Source organism: Kutzneria kofuensis (genome assembly GCF_014203355.1).
Taxonomy (GTDB): Bacteria; Actinomycetota; Actinomycetes; order Mycobacteriales; family Pseudonocardiaceae; genus Kutzneria; species Kutzneria kofuensis.
Window position 1 is genome coordinate 7,912,559 of sequence record NZ_JACHIR010000001.1, and the last position, 17,120, is coordinate 7,929,678.

General features: G+C 71.9%; 12 protein-coding genes. 1 reads left to right on the forward strand and 11 read right to left on the reverse strand.

Annotation, left to right across the window (positions count from 1 at the left end; all coding sequences use genetic code 11):
* Genes BJ998_RS36075 through BJ998_RS36125 form a run of 11 tightly spaced genes read right to left on the reverse strand, consistent with a single transcriptional unit; the run spans window position 1 to window position 11,216 of the window.
* A complete protein-coding gene (locus BJ998_RS36075) occupies window positions 1-315 on the reverse strand; it encodes a hypothetical protein (protein WP_184867765.1) in 315 nt (104 codons plus the stop codon).
* Entirely contained in the window at window positions 315-1,967 is a 1,653-nt protein-coding gene (locus tag BJ998_RS36080) for a hypothetical protein (protein ID WP_184867766.1), read from the reverse strand. The genes BJ998_RS36075 and BJ998_RS36080 overlap by 1 nt, the downstream gene beginning before the upstream one ends.
* Entirely contained in the window at window positions 1,955-2,326 is a 372-nt protein-coding gene (locus BJ998_RS36085; protein ID WP_184867767.1) for a hypothetical protein, read from the reverse strand. The genes BJ998_RS36080 and BJ998_RS36085 overlap by 13 nt, the downstream gene beginning before the upstream one ends.
* An 8-nt stretch (window positions 2,327-2,334) precedes the next feature.
* On the reverse strand, window positions 2,335-2,850 hold the full coding sequence (locus tag BJ998_RS36090) for a hypothetical protein (RefSeq protein WP_184867768.1): 516 nt from the start codon (window positions 2,848-2,850) through the stop codon (window positions 2,335-2,337).
* 39 nt (window positions 2,851-2,889) lie between these two features.
* Entirely contained in the window at window positions 2,890-5,940 is a 3,051-nt protein-coding gene (locus BJ998_RS36095) for a hypothetical protein (RefSeq protein ID WP_184867769.1), read from the reverse strand.
* Window positions 5,930-8,404: a pre-toxin TG domain-containing protein gene (locus tag BJ998_RS36100; protein ID WP_184867770.1), complete on the reverse strand. Its 2,475-nt coding sequence runs from the start codon at window positions 8,402-8,404 to the stop codon at window positions 5,930-5,932. Before BJ998_RS36100 ends, BJ998_RS36095 begins: the two co-directional genes overlap by 11 nt.
* A 22-nt stretch (window positions 8,405-8,426) precedes the next feature.
* The gene (locus BJ998_RS36105; RefSeq protein ID WP_184867771.1) at window positions 8,427-8,657 is read right to left on the reverse strand and encodes a hypothetical protein; all 231 of its coding nucleotides are present in this window, start codon (window positions 8,655-8,657) and stop codon (window positions 8,427-8,429) included.
* Between the two features lie 2 nt (window positions 8,658-8,659).
* On the reverse strand, window positions 8,660-9,049 hold the full coding sequence (locus BJ998_RS36110) for a hypothetical protein (RefSeq protein ID WP_184867772.1): 390 nt from the start codon (window positions 9,047-9,049) through the stop codon (window positions 8,660-8,662).
* Window positions 9,050-9,067: 18 nt separating this feature from the next.
* Window positions 9,068-10,186 (reverse strand): hypothetical protein, encoded by a 1,119-nt coding sequence (locus BJ998_RS36115; protein ID WP_184867773.1) that lies wholly within the window; start codon window positions 10,184-10,186, stop codon window positions 9,068-9,070.
* Window positions 10,187-10,202: 16 nt separating this feature from the next.
* Complete coding sequence (locus BJ998_RS36120) at window positions 10,203-10,343, reverse strand: hypothetical protein (RefSeq protein WP_184867774.1); 141 nt, start codon at window positions 10,341-10,343, stop codon at window positions 10,203-10,205.
* A 36-nt stretch (window positions 10,344-10,379) separates the two neighbouring features.
* On the reverse strand, window positions 10,380-11,216 hold the full coding sequence (locus tag BJ998_RS36125; protein WP_184867775.1) for a hypothetical protein: 837 nt from the start codon (window positions 11,214-11,216) through the stop codon (window positions 10,380-10,382).
* A 186-nt stretch (window positions 11,217-11,402) separates the two neighbouring features.
* Here BJ998_RS36125 and BJ998_RS36130 point away from each other — a divergent pair, with 186 nt between their 5' ends.
* Window positions 11,403-17,108 (forward strand): WD40 repeat domain-containing protein, encoded by a 5,706-nt coding sequence (locus tag BJ998_RS36130; RefSeq protein ID WP_184867776.1) that lies wholly within the window; start codon window positions 11,403-11,405, stop codon window positions 17,106-17,108.
* Window positions 17,109-17,120: the final 12 nt, after the last annotated feature.

A 17,120-nucleotide genomic window follows, 5' to 3' on the forward strand; every position in this document is an offset into this window, starting at 1 on the left:
TCACTTCGAGTCGAGTGCGGTCTGTCCGGCGCTGAGCACCCGGAATGTGTCCTGGTCGGTCGCGCCCTTGGCGCTCGACAGCACGACCGGCGTGCCGTGCACGGACAACACCGTCGACAGGCCCGCGGCGTATTGCTGGATCGATTGGCACGGCTTCTGGTTGGTGCAGCCGGCGAACCCGTCCGGACCCACCTTGTCCGACTTCAGCAGCGCCGGCTTGCCACCGACCTTGAGCACCGTCTGACTGGGCACGACGGCCCCCTTGCCGCCGTGTGTGCACAGGAGCACCGCGCCGTCCACCAGCACCGCGGCCATCAGCCCACCTCCACCGAGGACGCGTCCAGCTTGACCGTCTGCGCGGACAGCGTGATCGTGCTGCCGCTGATGGTGATCGACGCCTGGCCGTCGCCGAGGGTGATGTCCTTGCCCTCGGTGGTCACCGTCACCGAGCCGTCGTCGGTGATCGCCACCTTCGTGCCCTGGTCGTGCTCGATGACGAAGGTGCGGGCGGCCGGCGGCTCCGGGCGGGAGCCGACGTCCGGCAGCTTGTCCTCGCCGACGGTGATGGACAGCCCGGCGGCCTGGATCACCCGTCGTCCGGTGGCGTCGGTGAGATCGTTGACGCCCTTGCCTGCAGGCCGGCCGTTGTCCACTCCGGTCGGCAGGCAGAGCCAGTAGTCCCCGGGCTCGTTGCCGGGCGGCGCGTGGCCGGCCTGCCGGGACCAGGTGAATCCGGCGGCGAGGGCGTCGTTGACCGAGCCCTCGTTGTGCACGAGCACGGCCCGCATGCCCTCGTACACCGGCACGATCAGCCCGCAGCGGTCCCACGCGAACGGCGACACCAGTGGCTTCTGGTGCAGCGTGCGGGTTTCGTCCACCTCGCCGTCCACGCTGGGCGTCGTGACGTCCGGCTTCGGCTTCTGTCCGTAGTGGAGGGTCGCGCGGTGGCCGCCCTGCTCGCCCTCGCCGGCCTTGGCGTACGCGGTCACGTCACCGACGTCGACCGCCGGTCGGTCGGCGATGGTGTTGCGGATCATCTGGTGCATGCTGTCGGTGACGGTCTCCGCCCCGGTCGGCAGCTTGGTGGCCGCGGCGTCCATCGCCAGCACCTCGCACACGTAGCCGCCGGCTAGGGTGAAGCTGGTGGTCACCGACTTCAGCCGCAGGTTGTCCGCGTCGACACCGTCGATTCTCACCCGACGACCGATGTGCAACGACGGGTCGCCGAGCACCTGCAGCTCGTAGCTCGTGCCCCGCACCGGCGGCGCCGCCACGTCCCGCTGTTCGTCCTTGCGGCCCTGCCGCGTGATGTTGGTGTCGGGGGAGAACACCGCCGGCGGCGGATCCTGGTCCGGCACACCGATCACGGCCTTGCCGCCGGTCACGTACAACGGCAGTTCGGCGTCCTCGGCGATCAGCGCCAGCGCCTCCAGCGCGGAACTCGTGCGCGTGGTGAAGTCCTTGCGGTCCCCGGTGACCGACTTTCCGTCGACGACGACGTCCGTCTCGCGGTGGACCCGGTCGAGGAGGTACCCGAGCGACGACGAACCCAGCTGGTCGTAGTAGAACGGGGTTCTGGCCAGGTAGTAGCCGGCCACCTCGTTGCCCTCGACGACGGTCAGCAGCTCGCCGTTGCCGGCCACGGTCGTCTTGATCTTCGTGACGATGCCGAGCATCAGGCTCGTGCGCTGGCTGTCCGTGTCGTCGAAGTAGCCGAGTTGGATGTCCACGCCCAGCGGACCGGACAGCGGCGTGCTGGCCAGGTGCCGTGCGGCCAGCTGTTCGGCCGTCTCCAGCGGAAGATCGTGCAGCGTGAGGGTGAACTTGTCGGCCTCCCGGCCCATCTTCGACTCCGCGGTGAACTCGGCGTCTACGATGAAGTCGCCGTGCAGCACGTCGTTGGAGACCGTGGCCAGGGGCGCGCCGTTGGCGCGGAAGGTGAACTTGTACCAGACTACGAAGCCCATCGTGCCGCCACCCCTCCGACCACGGTCGAGCCGAACGCACCGGACCCGTTGAGGTTCAACGGATGCACGGACATCCGGGTGAACACCAGCGCCAGGTCGTCGGCCTCGTACTCCAGATCCGGCACCAGTTTCCGGCGGAAGATCGGCCGCGTCCGCACACCGTCCTGTTCGGACACGTCCAGCACCAGGTAGGCGCCGTCCCTCGGCAGCTCCAGCGGCTCGGCGCCGGCCAGCACCGCCTCGTCGGTGACCGTGACATAGAGCGCCACCACGTAGGTGTTTCCGTTGAACGCCAGCCGGAACGCCTGCGGGAAGCCGCGGTCGGCGTCGATCGGCAGTCGTAGGTAGTCGGTTCGCACGTCCGGCCTCACAGTGGTAGCAACGGGGTGACGGCGGCGCCGGCCAGGCCGGCCAGCGGGGCCGCCCCGCCCGCGCCGAGCAGCGTGCCGGCCGCCAGCGCCAGATCGCCGATCGCGCCGGCCAGCGCCGACTTCGCGGTGCGCGGCACCTGCTGCAGGCTGATCGACACGTCCAGCGCGTCCCGCTTGCCCGTGGTCTGGGTGAACTTCAGGTCGGTGATCTGCATGTCCAGGCTGATGGTCAGGCCGCACACCACCGGGATGCCGGCGGTGGCCAGCAGCTTCGCCGTCGCCGCCACCAACAGCCGGTTGTCCAGCGCCAGCGTCTCCAGCGCCTTCTTCAGCACCAGCCGCTCCGGCCCCAGCAGCAGCGCCTCGATCGCGATGGTCGTCCTCGTCGGCGCCACCGCCTGCGAGAACCGGCTGTCGGCGATGCGCTGAATCTGGTAGCCCTCGGACATCGAGATGCTCTGCACGTACAGCAGCGGCACCGGTCCGACGAGCACCGGCGGTGTCGGAGCCATCTCACGCACCCTTCCTGTCCACAGTGGATTCCTCGGTCATCACTTGGTCCGGTAGAAGTCGACGCCACCGGTCTCCAGCCACAGCTGCAGCGAGGCCCGCAGCCGCGCCCGCTGTTTGCGCCGGCGCCGGGGCAGCGTCGCGATGAGCGCCTCGTCGAACTGGGCCAGGAAGAACTTCTTCACCTCGCCGAACAGCGGCTCGCTCAACTCGTTGTAGCGGTAGCGGAGACGGCTGAAGCCGCCGTACGTGAGGGCATGGTGGCGCAGGTCCGACCGGACCTGGTTCGCGATCATGCTTGCGTCGCCGGTCAGGTTGGTCTTCACCTCCACCTCGACCGCGTCCAGACCGCGCAGGCGGGCCCTGATGTCGATCCGCCGGCCGGCCCGGTCCACTTCCAGCCGCATGGCCAGCGCGCCGTCGCGCTCGATCAGGTCGCGGACGGCGTACAGGTGCCCCCACGCGCCCTGGGCCGCGTTCATCGGGCCCTGCTTGGGGGAGTCCCGCAGCAACGCCGACAGCACGCGGTCCATGCCCTCGATCAGCACCGGGGTCCTGCCCCGTCCCTTGCTGTACGCGTCGAGATCGCCGATCAGCCCGAGCAGCTGGCGACGGTCCGCCTCGCCCCAGCCCCGGAACCGTTCGGACTGGCTGTCCGTGCCGGGGATGCGCTTGGGGCTGCGGCGGTCCAGGCCGGCCAGGCGCTCCAGGCCGTCCAGCTCGTGGTCGGCGAGCCCGTCCAGGAACGCCGCCTCCTTGTCGAACACCGTGAACGAGGCGTCCGTCTCACGCAGGGTCAGGCCGAGCTCCTCCTGCAATGCCGCCCACCGCGACCCGCCCGACCGCAGCCGGCGCGCGGCATTGCCGATGGGACCGGGGCCCTGGCCGGCAACGGTCACCAGGGCCGCCGCGTCGCCCCGCCGGAGCCGGTCGACGAACTCCAGGTACTCGGCCGGGTCGGTGATCCCGGCGGTCGCCGGTTCGAGCCGTTCCAGCAGCGGGACGACCTGCTTCGGATGCGCCTCGAACGTCCGGATGATGTCGCGCAGGGCCGCGGTGCCGGCGCGGTCGAGGAAGGCTGTGACCGCCTTGGACGTGGCGTACGCGACCACGTCCGCGCGGCCGATGACCTCGGCCAGCTCGTACGGGGACCAGCGGGCGGCGAACCGCAGCACCGCGGGCAGGTCCTGGTCGGACAGCTTCTCCAGCCAGGCGAGCTGCTGCCAGTTCGTGCTGTCGCCGGTCTCCAGCAGGCGGTGCAGGCCGGCGACGACGTCCTCGGTGAGGCCGGCCGAGCCGCCGGTCTTCTGCTCGACCAGCCGGACCACGTCGAGGGCGTGCGCGATCCGGTCGGCCGGCTCCTTGTTGCCGGCCATGGTGCGGAAGGTGTCGAAGGTGAGCGCCCGCGGCGGCGCGTTGTCGATCAGGTGCGCCAGATCGGCCTCGAAGCTGTTCGGCAGCAGCTTCACCAGCCGGGCGGCGTGCTCGGCGTCGGCGACGCCGACAACACCGCCCAGGGCGGTGAGCAGCCGCCCGGCGCGGGCGATCTCCTCGGCGGTGAGCACGGCCTTCGCGCCGCGCAGCCGGAGGAGCAGCCCGACGACCCACGTCGTGCCCTGACGGGCCTCGCCGGCGACCGCCTTGAGCTCGCCGGCGCCGATCGCCGCGGACGCGGCCTCGAGCAGCAGCAGGTACTTCACCCGGCGGACGATCTTCCGGCCGACCGAGAGGCCGCCGACGGCGCCGCGGGGCGCGCCGAGGCGCTCCGCGTAGTGCGCACCGGCCAGGGCGGTGCGCAGCGTGCGGCCGAGCCGGGTGACGAGTTCCCGCAGGGCCGCCCGGTCGTCCGGCCGGATCTCCACCGGAAGACCGGTCAGCAGGTCGCTGCCGGTCGCGTGCGACACCATCTGGTAGAGGCGGTAGAGGTGCGGCGCCGCGTCCACGAGCGTGGTGGGCAGTTTCGGCAACTCGCGGAAGGAGCCGGCGAAGTTCGCCGCCCAGTCCCACACGGTCGCCAGCGACTCCTCGGAGTCGTGCTCCGACAGCGGCGACTCCCGCTGCTCGGTGATCACCTGTTCGAGGTAGTTCACGTCGACCGGCTCCGGCCCGACGAAGCCGCCGAGCGTCACCAGCAGCTCGAACGTCGCCGAGTCGAACCGGGCGAACAGCGCCGCGACGCCGGCCGGGCCCAGCGGCGCGAACAGCGCCTCCAGCTCGGCCCGCGAGTCGCACGTGCGGACCAGCCGCAGGATCGCGTGGTGGATCTGGTCCACGTCCGGGCCGCCGACCGGGATGCTCGCGGCGTCCACCAGCAGGGCCAGCCAGGCACCGCGGTCGACCATGCTCATCGCCGCGAACGCCCGCTGGTCGAAGGAGAGCAGCCGCTCCACCGGCGAGTTCGACGACACCACCAGGCGATCGGCGAAGTCGAGCAGCTCCGTCGGCGTCACGACGTCGCCGGAGCGCAGGCTCTGCTGGTACTGCCGGGCAATCGTCTCGCCGCTGGTGTCGTTCGGGTGGAGCCTGCGCCCCTGCCGGTACAGGCGGTTGCCCTCGCGGGTGACGGCGAGGATCGCGCCGCTGTCGTGGTCGAACTCGAACCGGAGCCGGGTGTTGTAGAAGATGATGCCCTCCGGCGCCTCGATGTCGGTGTCCTGCTCGGCGAAGCCGCCGACGTCGGCGATGGCCAGCGGGCTGGTCAGCGGCAGCGCGCTGAACCGGCCGGGCTTGTCCCGCTCCCGGCGGACGACGAAGCCGGTGGCGCCGAACAGCGCCGACCCCCAGTGCAGGGCCCGGACCACGCTGTCCGTCTCCACCCGCTGGCTGGGGTCGGCGGTGCGGTAGGCGAGGTGCAGGGCGTCGGCCATGAGTACCCGGACCGGCGGCTGCGCGCCGACGTAGAGCACGTCGTGGTGCCGGTTGGCGGTGGTGGCGACCGGGGCGGGACGCCGCGTCGGCGTTGTGGGCCGTCGGCGGCCGCGGGCGGTGGCGATGCCGCGATGGATGCCACGGTGGATGGCGGCCTCGGTACGGCGCTGGTCGGACGGCGTGACGGCGGCGCCGTGCCAGGTGGTGGTGATGTCAGGGGACAAGATGGACCACCCGCCCGCTGCCCGGGATGACAAAGCGCTGCAACTCGTCGACGAGCCCGGCGGGAATCTCCATCTGGTCATCGGCGTACGTGACGTCGACCAGCCGCGGCTGCCGGCCGGCGAGCGGGCCGGTCCGATGTTCGGGAATGGCGGCGGAGCGGACGGCCCGCACCCAGTCCTCCCGGACCTCGAACGCCACGATCCGTGTGCCGGGTTCGTGCTTGGTGCCCTTGGCCAGGAACTCGTACGCGCGTTCCTCGGAGCCGAAGTTGAGGTGGATGGTGGCGCGGGCGATCCGCACGTCGCCGGTGGCCGTGACGGTCAGCAGCTGGCGATTGCCAGGGCCCTCGACCCGGTACACGACGCGGCCGCCGTGGGTGCCGCGCATCAGCGGCCGGACCAGCCGGGCGAGAGCTGCCTCGTTCCGTTCCACCGCGGCCAGCGGGATGCTGACGGCGTGCTCGGTCGTCAGGCGACGGGCGAATTCCTCGGCGCTGTCGGGAAGATCCTCGGGCCCGGGCAGGTCGGCCGTCGCCGATCGGGCGCCGCTCTCGTACTCCTGGGCCTCGGCCCGCAGCGCGTCGGCACTGGCACGCAGCTGTTCGGCTTCCTGACGCCGCCGGGCGGCATTCTGCCGGAGCCGCGCGGCCCGTTCGGGCCTGGTGGCGTCGACCATCGACGCCCGGATCTCGTCGTCGGCCGCCGACACGGCCGTTTCCGCAGCCCGCCGCTCGGCCGCCTCCGCCTCGGTCCGCGCCGCGCCGCCGCGCTGAAGTTGGTTCAGGGTCGGCTTGCGGGTGGTCAGGCCCATCTCGGTCAGCACGCTGTGCAGCTCCTCGATCCGCTTGGCGTCCCGGATCGCCCGGCCGGCCCGGACGTCGGCGGCCGCGGCGGACAGCACCGCGGCGCCGCGGGTGCCCGGCGCGACGCCGGCGGAGGCGCGGAAGATCGCTTCGGCCTCGCCCGCGGTGAGCCGGTACTCTCGGGCCATCCGCGCCACCGTGACGCCGGCCCGGCCGAACCGGAAGATCCGCCCGGCGACCGGCAGGAACACCGACGCCACCAGGATCGCCCGGTCCACAGTGGACAGCTGGTGGCCGAACAGGTCCTCGCCGCCGATGACCTCGTAGCCGGCGACGATGTTGCCGACCACCGGCAGCAGCCCGACGCCCAGCTCGATCGCCGTCTGCCACTCGGGCAGCCGAACCGGCGCGTCGTACTTGTCGACCTCCGGATACGCCTGCGCCAGCAGCAGATTCCGGCCCAGCTCCGGGTGGTCGTGCAGCCAGACGGCGAAGTCAGCCGCCGGGCTGGCGAAGCGGAAGCCGGGCCGGCTCATCCGCTGCCGCAGGTCCCGCAGGTAGGCGTCGGCCAGCCGGCGGCGGGCGTCGTGCTCGGCCTCGGACGGCGAGACGAGGAAACCCTTGCCGTGCTCGTTGTCCTCGGCCCGATGGGGCCGGTCGTCGACCGGGATCACCTTGGTCTGCAGGTACGTCAGCGCCTGCGCCAGGGCGGCGCCCTGGTCGGCGGAGACGTCCTCCCGCGGCACCACCGGGCGCGCCATCGGCACTGCCGAAGGCGTTGAAGGGACCGGCACGGCCCTCGGTATCGTGGGCGGGACGTCATGACCCGGGGGAGGCGTGTCGACGGGCCGGTGCAGGGGCGGGACCGGCGTCGACACCACCCACTCCGGCGCGGTCACGTCGCCGTGCCGCGGCGCGTACAGGGAACCCCGCGCCACGACCGAGAGCGAGACCACGATCGGCTCGGTGAACAGGTCGGCGTCCCGGTATGCCCGCGCCAGCGCGTTCGCCGCCTCCACCGGCCACAACCCGACCACCGGCAGCGCCCCGAGCAGGTGCGCCGTAATCCCGTTGTCGGCGACGGAAAACACGCCGTGCAGGTCCGGCTGGTCATGCTCGCCGGCCCGGACCCGCAGTTCGACCCGGTCGCCGGCGGTGAGCGGCCCGGTCTGAGGGCCGAGCCGGAACTCCAGCTCGGCCAGCTCGTCCCGGTCGCGCTGCGGCAACTCGGTCAGCAACGTCCGCCACCGCCCGGACAACCGCAGCTGCTGCCGCACCCGCAACTGCTCCACCGGCTTCAGCCCCCGGAACACGGTGAACGCCGCGACGGCCTCCGCGTCGGTGACCTGCCAGTCGAACGGGCCCGTGGCCAGCAACTCGGAGATCCGAGCCGCCGGATCGGGCCGTCCCCGCACCGGCACCGCCACCGGACGTCCACCGTCCCCATAGGACGGAACCCGGCCTGGCACCTCGACCGTCGGCCGCTCGACCGCCGGCCGACCGCGCGGCGCGCGCCGGTTGGTCGCGATCTCCCGCTCGGCGGCGGCCAGCCGGTCGGCGACGGCGCGGGCCACCGCGTCCTCGATGCGGGCCAGGTCGGCCTCGGTCGGCCGCCCGGTGATCCGCACCCGCACGGGTACGTGGCAGTCGATCCGGGGCATGGGTTTCTCCTGGGTAGGTGCGTCAGCCGCGGCTGCGCAGGGTGGTGTCGAGCTGCTCGAAGACGTGCCGGGCGATCTGCCGCAGCTGGTCGCCGTCCAGCTCGCCGACGATCTCGACCTGGACCGGGAAGTGGTAGCTGACCGCGTGGTCGCCGTCGGCCAGCACGGCCTCGCTGCCGGCGGCGGGCAGGATCCGCTCGCCCTCGTGCACCAGCGCGATGCCGGTGCGTTCGACCCGGGTGGCGTCGGCCACGGCTACTCGACCCCGGGCTGCAGGCAGGTGCAGGTGAACGTGGCCGTCGGCGCGCCGTCGATCACCACGTTGCTCGGGTTGGCCGAGGTGATCAGGCAGCGGCCGAACTTGAGCGCCTTGAACGCCCAGTCGGTGCCCTGCTTCTCCGACACCGCGATGTCGAACTCGGTGCCGGCCATGGCCAGCGTGGTCAGGTCGGCCACCACCGAGCCGATCGCCTGCACCGTCATGGTGAAGGTGAACGTCTGCGGCTGCCGCACGTAGCCGACGTTGTCGGCCTCCACGCTGTGCACCACCGTGTGCGGCACGTTGAAGGTCGGCGTGAACTGGGAGATCGGCGTGACGACCGTGCTCCCGAGTCGCACTTCCAGTCGGGTGTTCCAGTTGAGCATGACTCGTCCCGTTCTCGGCTAGGCGAAGTTGAGCTTGATCGCGATCCGGTGCATGGCGCCCGCGTACTCCACGGCCACCAGCACCTCCGCCACGCGGCTGGTCTCGGCGTGGTGGACCTGCGCGGCCTGCGCGTCCGACAGCGTGGACGGGTCCGCGTCGAGCAGGCCGAGGATCGGGATCACCACGTCGTAGGACTCGATCACGCCGTCGGCGACCAGCGGGTTGAGCACCGATTCCAGCTGCACGGCCAGCGCGCGCAGGCCGGACCGGCTGATCCGCAGGTTGCCGATGGCCCTGATGACCCGGGCCTTGAGCTGGAACGTGACGTCGTCGACGGTGCGGGTGATGTCGATGTACTGCTTGCCGTTCCTGTTCCCGGTGTAGCCCTCGCCGAGGCAGACCGCGCTGCCGCCGAGCAGCGCCGGCTTCGTCAGCCAGATCACGCCCCTGCCGCCGGAGGTCTTGCCGAAATCCTCGGGGCCGTTGAGGTTCTCGATCTCGGTGGCGGTGAAGTCGTCGGTCTTCACCGACACCGGCTTGAGCACCATCGACACGCTCGGCGGGTAGCCGGCCACCGTGCCGGCGACGGCCGCGGCCACGTCCTCGTCGCTCTTGTGCGCGACGTAGATCATCCGGTCGTTGGGCAGCGCGGCGGCCGGCGCCGGGTCGCTGTTGCCCTTGACCAGCATCGCGACGCCCATCCGCTCCTTGCCGTCGCCGCTGTTGGAGACGGCGGTGACATGCTTGGACAACAGGTCGATCGCACCGTTGGTCGCGCCGCTGGTGGCGTCCAGCGCGGTGTTGGCGACCAGCACGAACTGCACGTTCAGCGTTTCGACGGCGGCCAGCGCGGAGGTGATGTCCTGGGCCGCCGGCACGCCCCACACCTGGCCGGGGCCGGGCGTCTGGTCGAAGACGGTGTCGATCGCCCGGGTGAGCGCGGAGTTGATGGTCTTTCCGTCGGCCTGGTAGGCCGCCCCGAACTTCGTCGCGGCGTCGGTCGGGTCGCTGACCTGGACCGGGACACCGACGCCGCCGGTCGCGGCCGCGCCGACCACGGCGATGTTGCCGGTCGGCCGGATCACGGGGGAGAACAGGTCGACCGTCGACTGCACCTGCACGTAGCGCAATGGCATGCGGATTTCCTCCTTGTCAGTGGTACTTGCGCCGCAACTTGGCCCGCAGCGCCTCGAGCTGCCGCGGGGTCAGTTCCGGCTCGGTGACTGGTGCTGGGACGGTCTCGGCGGCGGTCTCGGCCGCCACCGGTTCGTCGGTCTGTTCTTCCTCGGGCACGGCGAATCCTTCGAAGACGTTGCGGTGAAAGGGAAATCAGGTGGTGAACGCCGCGACGGCGCGCTGCCTGGTGAAGAAGTCGGTCAGCTGCGCCTGGGTCAGGCCGGTCGCCGGCACCGCCGACGCGGGGAACACCAGCAGCGGCGCGCAGGCCGCGGTCGCCTCGGCGACGTCGGAATCGCCCTGGTAGCCGGTCTCCCGCTGGCATGCCGACGCGACCAGTCGCACGTCCCGCAGCGCGGCGGCGATGTCGATGATGTCCCGGACCAGCACGGCCACCCGGAGCGGGAAGCGACGGCCGTTGCGCGGATCGGCCGGGTCGAACGGCGGCGCCGGCTTCAGCCGGATCTCGCCGCGCAGGTAGTGGAAGGCGTCCCTGAGCTGCTCGACCGTGCTGATCCGATGCTCGGTCAGGAACGCGTCCAGGTCGAAGTAGGAGAACTTGGCCCGGAACTCGTCCAGCGTGGCGAACTCGCCGATGTCGCCGATCCGCCACGACTCGACCTCGCCCGGGTCGACGGTCAGCACCGTGTCCACGGTCAGCCGCGCGTCCAGATCCATCCACTGTGGACTGTTGTGGTCGTTGCCCTCGACGGTGAAGTCGGTCCTGGTGTGCGCCGGAATGGTCTGCATCCAGTTGCCGATCCGCTGCACCTGCGGGAACAGCGGCTGCTGGCAGGTCACCGACTGCACCGTCACGCCGGACACGTCGTGCACCGCGGCGTCCGGCAGTCGATAGACCTCCGCGAACAGCGCCCTGATCCGCGTGTGCGCCGGGTCGTCGGACGGGAACACCAGGTCGCGCAGTCCGTCCGGAGTGGACAGTCGGACCAGGGTGCTGTCGACGAACGCGGTCACGGCGTTCTCAGGCACAGGTGTCTCACCACGTGCTACCCCCGGATTTTCGGCCGCGCGCCAACCGCGCTGCCTTTCCAGCTTCACCGGGATCGTCCGAAAAATCACCGTCCCACCGGGTGCCCGATCGGGCTGATCGCCGGTGACGCCCCCGTGACGGGCATTGGGTTGACTTGTCCGCTCTGCCGGGTGCGAGGAGGAACAGTGTTCACGCTGCAACAGGTTGTCAGCCGGGAGGACCAGGCCTTCCTGTGCTCGGCGGCGAGGCTCGACGTCGGCCAGGACGGCCGGGTCTACCTCCTCGACTCGCGGTCGAACTCGAAGGTCACCATCAACTACGTCCTCGGCGTCGGCCCGGACGCCGCCGGCCGGCGCGGCGTCGCGTGGGTGCAGGGCGGCGAGGCCCCGGTGTCCGTCGCGGTGAACTCGCGGCACTACATGGCCCGGGCGGAGGCCCACTTCGGCGGCGAGGTCACGGTGATCGGCCCCGACCTCGACCCCGACGACCCGGTCGGCGTGTGGGCGGGCGCCTGGTACGGCGACGACACCGGCTACGACGCCCCGTTCCGGGTGATCGCCGGCGCGGCCACCGGCCGGTTCTACGCGCTCGCCCAGTACGGCCTCGGCCGGCCCGGCGACCCGAGGTTTCCGCGGGATCCCGTGCCGGCGATCGTCGCCGTCGGCAGCCCGCCCGAGCAGGTGGCCGCCCTGGCGACGTACAAGCTGCAGTTCGGGGCGGCGACGGTGCAGGTCCGCGACTTCCGGCTGCGGGAGACCGCCGCCGGGCCGGAGTTCTACGTGCTGTACAAGGACCTCGCGCCCGGGGGCACGAAGCACATCGCCAGGTTCGACCAGACCGGCGCCGAGGTGTGGGACCGCACCGACGACGTGATCGCCGCCATCGAACCGGGGCCGGACAACAAGGCCGGCGGCTTCGACGTGGCGGCGAGCGGCCACCTGTACGTGATCGGGGCGAAGGGCGCGCTGTACCGCTACCCGACGGACAACGGCGCCGCGGCCCGGACCCAGCTCCAGCTGACCGGGGCCTTCCCGACCGACGCGCCGTACAAGGACCTTCGCGTGCTGGGCAGCCAGCTGATCCTGCAACGGCAGCAGGACCGCGAGATGTTCGGCGTGTTCACGCTGCCCGACCCGGCGACGGCCGGCACCGCCGTGCCGTTCGTGCGATCCGTGTGGTCGCAGTACGAACTCGTGCAGGCGGTGTTCACCGACCAACCGCAGGACCAGCACATGGTGGCCGGCAGCAGCGTCCCGGTGACGCTGACCGTGGACCGCTTCGACGGCGGCGTGCAGCAGCGGTTGCCCGCCCCGGGGTGGCGGGCCTGGCTGCGCACGGTCGGGGCCCAGGACCACCGCGAAGTCGCCGTGACGCAGACCGCGGATTCCCAGTACACGCTGGCGATTCCGGCCGACGCCGCCGGCATGTACCAACTCACCCTGGCGCCGACGCGGGGGCCGTGGCGGATCGGTGAAACCCCCGACTACCGGTTCCGGCGCATCGTGGAGATCCGGCCCGCCGACGCCACCGGCTCGGTCAGCCTGAGCACCGTGTCCAACGCGGTGTTCGGCTTCGACGCGCTGCCGTCGCGGTACAGGGGCCAGCAGAACCGGACCCGTTACGCCGCAGGGGAACCCATCACCTTCACCGTGTCGATGCGGCCCGCGCCGACGGCCCCGGCCACCGTGACGCTCCGACTCGACGACCTCGCCACCGGAACCACGGTCGCCCGATCCGTGCTGAGCGTGCCGGCCGCCCCGCCGCCGCAGACGTCCATGACCGTGCCGACGTCCGTGACCAGCCTGCTGCGCCCCGGAAAGTACCTGCTCACCGCCGAGGCGCCGGGCAAGACCGTTGCCGCGCAACCGATCGAGATCGGCTCCGGGATGCCGGTCTCCGGCTACCGGCGGGTGTGGTTCGGCGACTACGGCGAGGTGTACCCGGGCCTGTACGGCGGCACCAACTCCACCTTCGCCGTCGACTACGGCGACGCCGCCGACGTGGCGGCCGCGCACCTGGAGCGGGTCCGCCGGCAGGGCTGGACCATCGAGGTCGACCGGCTGGCCAGGCAGTCCGGCAACATGGACGTCTTCGAGCTGAACCTGCTGCCGGAGACCACCCCGATCCAGGCCCGGCTGGATGGTGACCCGAACGCCGTGGACTCGATGAAGCTGTGGCGGCAGACGCCGCTGCTGGACGTGGTCGGCGGGCTCGGGGCGCTCGGCGTGCAGCAGCGCGGCCTGCTGCTGGCCAACGACACCATCCTGCCGGCGCCGGAGCAGAAGGACGTCCGGCAGAAGGACGCCAGGACGGCCAACTTCGAGGGCTACCCGATCGACCGGTACCAGGACCTGTTCCGCGCCAACACCGTGCTGTCCGGCTACCGCGCGTTCGGCGGCTGGCACTGGGCGGCCAACTGGTGGCTGAGCGAGCACAGCTCGAGCGCGCTGCCCAACGGGCTGTTCGGCCCCTTCACCGGCCCGTACCCGTATCAGCTCGACCAGACCAAGAAGGACCACAAGTGGCGGCCGCTGCTGGCCGCGATGCAGGAGCACGCGCTCAGCCACGGCCCGGACCTGCAGCGCCAGCTGCGGCGGGTGCTGGCGGCCGGGGCCAGGGCCGGCGCCGGCCGGTCCGACCTCGTCACCGCGGCGCCGGGTCCGTTCCGGGCCGGCTTCGTCTACCCGCCGGACTGGTTCACCGAGGTGGACGAGGTGGACCTGCAGGCGCAGTGGGAACAGTTCCCGCTCTGGCTGCACACCGCGTTCGCCGTCGACTACTATCCCCGGCCCGGCAAGCAGAGCACGCTGCACGAGGAGAGCGGCAACGACAGCGGGGCCGGCGAGCAGCTGCTGGGGCAGGCGTTCGCGGCGCTGATGCGCGGGTCGAACACCAGCGGCCACTCCGGCCCGGTGGTGGCGAGCCGGCAGCTGGACCTGTTGCCGGATCCGCGCGGCCTGGCCCACGGCCTGCCGTCGATGCACCGGGTGCTGGCCGGCGCGCTGCACGACTACGGCGAGTGGGTGAGCCGGTTCGGCAACGCCGACCGGGTGGCGATCCTGATCTCCCGCCGGACCTTCGCCGTCGAGGGCTGGTTCAACGACCTGCCCGACCACGTGGGCCGGATCTTCGAGGCGTACGTTTCCCTGCTGTACGCCCAGATCCCGACCAGCCTGGTCTTCGTCGAGGACCTGGACAAGCCGGGGGTGCGGCCACTGTCCGACTACGACGCGGTGCTGCTGGTGCACGAGCTGGTGGAGTTCGACGCGGACGTGCAGGTCGCGCTGCAGCAGGCCAAGCAGGTGTTCCACGACGGGACCTGCGCCGCCGACGTGGTCGCCGCGGTCCGCAGCAAACCGCTCGGCTATTCCTTCAACCAGTCCGACGACTACTCGTTCCAGCAGGCGCACAACGATTCGCAGAACCAGAGCGCCAACCCGAATCGCAACCGGCTCGACGAGGGCAAGCCCGATCCGGCGCGGCCGCCGAAGAGCTGGCAGCGGATCTCGATGTCCGGCGGGGCGGCGGTGCGCCCGCTGCTGGAGGGCACAATCGCCGCTCGATCCACTGTGGACGACAAGCAGGTGCTGGTGAGCGAGCGGATGCTGGGCTCCGCCCGGCTCGTCATCGCCGTGAACAACTCACTGTTCGATGTGGACAATGCGCTGTTCCGGCGGGCCGACGTCTCCACCGGCGTACGGGCTCCGCTGTCGACGACCGTGCGGCTGGCCGGCGTCCCGGCCGGCTCGGCGGTGTACGACGTGTTCGCCGGCAAGCAGGTGACGCCGTCCGCGCAGCGCACGGTGACCGCCGACTTCCGGCACTGGCCGGCCGCGATCTTCGCGGTGCTGCCGAAGCCGATCACCGGCGTTCGGGTCGACGCTGTGCCGGTGGTGAACGTGCGGGGCGACAGCCGCACGGAGATCGACTGGTCGGTGGCCGTGGTCGGCCCGGACACCCCGCTGCCGGTGCGGATCCGCGCCTTGGACGAGAGTAACACCGTGCTGTGGCAGCGGAACACCATCACCCCGGCCAGCGGTGCGTTCTACGCGCCGGCCAACACGCAGGGCCGGATCCGGGTCGAGGCGGTGGAACTGGTCAGCGGCCGCGCCGCGGTCGCCGATGCCGGCGCCGTCGGCGGTGGAGTGCCGCTGGACCTGCTCAACGGCCCGACCGGCGAGGTCGACCAGATCGCCGCCGCCCGGAGCGCCGCGGTGGCGTCGAGCGGTGTCGTCACCGACTGGCGGGCGGCGGCCGACCGGCTCGGTGCGCACGTGCGGGACATCGCGCTCACCGACGACGGCGGCGCCGTGCTCACCGCGGCCAACTGGGACAGCAACCTGTACGCCGTCGACCTGGCCACCGGGCAGCAGCGCTGGCAGGCCCGCGTCGGCCAGCACTTCAGCTATGGCGCGCAACGGATCGACCACGGCGTGGCCGTCCGCGCCTCGGTGCTGGACTCGCCGAGCGGCTTCGGACTGCACCTGGTCAACCCGGCCAACGGCGCCGTGGAACGCCGGTTCGACCTGTACGGCACGATGCCGCGCTGGTTCGAGCGGACCGCGACCACCATGCCCGACGGCCGGCCGCCCGCCTTCGCCACCCCGGCCGACGGCGCGTGGATCGCCAGCCAGGGCAACCTCGGCCTCGCGGTCTGGCGGCGCAGCGACGGTGCGCTGCTGTGGAAGCAGGACACCTGGAGTTCCGCGCCGGCCAGCATCGGCCGGCCGGGGGAGGCCAGCACAGCCGTGCTGGCCGCGCTGGACGCGGACACGCTGCTGGTGGTCGACCAGGGTTTCGCGACCGCGTACCAGGTGAGCACGCGGGCAGTGCGGTGGCGCAAGGACCTGAGCCTGTTGGCCACCACCATCGGCGGCCGGGCCACCGTCATCGTGCCCAGCCCCGACGGCAAGACCGTCGCCGTGGCCAGCAACTTCGACGCCGGCCGGGTGTTCCTGCTGCGCACGGCCGACGGCACGCCGGTGGCGACGCTGCCGGTCCGCGTCGACGAGTTGGCGTGGGGGCCGGACAGTCGCACCGTCGTCGTGCTGCGGGACACGCTGCTCGACCAGTACGACGCCGCGACCGGGGCGCTGCGCCAGAGCTACCCCGCCGCCGACGTGCTGCACAACCTCGACGTCGCCGCCGACGGGCGGATCGCCTGCGGCGACGAGCAGGGCAACCTGGTCGTGCTCGGCCCCGACCTGGCGCCGCTGCTGGTCCGGGACGTCGTCGGCATCCCCGCCGTGCGCTGGCTGCCCGGCGGCGACCTGCTCGTCGGCACCTGGCTCGGGCAGGTCACCCGGCTCGACGGCGCCTACCAGCCCCAGTGGACCACGCTGCTCCGGTCGACGGCCGCCGACATGCGGTCCACGCTGCTCGCGCCGTCGACGGCACCGGTGTCCGCCGTTCCCGTCACCGGCAACGCCACTACACCCGCCAGCACCGCGCCCAACCTGCTCACGACCGGCACCACGTTCTCCTTCCACGGCTGGGATCCGAACCACGAGCAGCCCATGGACGCCGCCACGCTGCTGTCCGCCACGCCGACGCCGCTCGGCGTGCCGTGGCTGCCCGACGGCATGGTGGAGTTCGCCGCCTCGGGGTTCCCGCTGTGCTGGGTGCGGATCGTGTCCCCGAAGAGCGTCACCTTCAGCAAGCTCTCGCTGTGGGACGACCCCGCACACCCCGAGTCGTGGCTGCGGGACGTGCGGCTGGACGTCCGGTCGAATGCCGGCGACCCGTGGCGGCCGGTGGCCCGCCTGGTGTCCGACGCCGCCAGCCGCAGCTTCCAGCTGGCCGGTCCCGTCGCCGCCACAGAACTGCGTCTGGTGCTGCCGCCCGGCATCCCCGGCAACCTCCGCGTCGCCGGCATCGCCGTGCACGCCTAGGGATCATCTCGG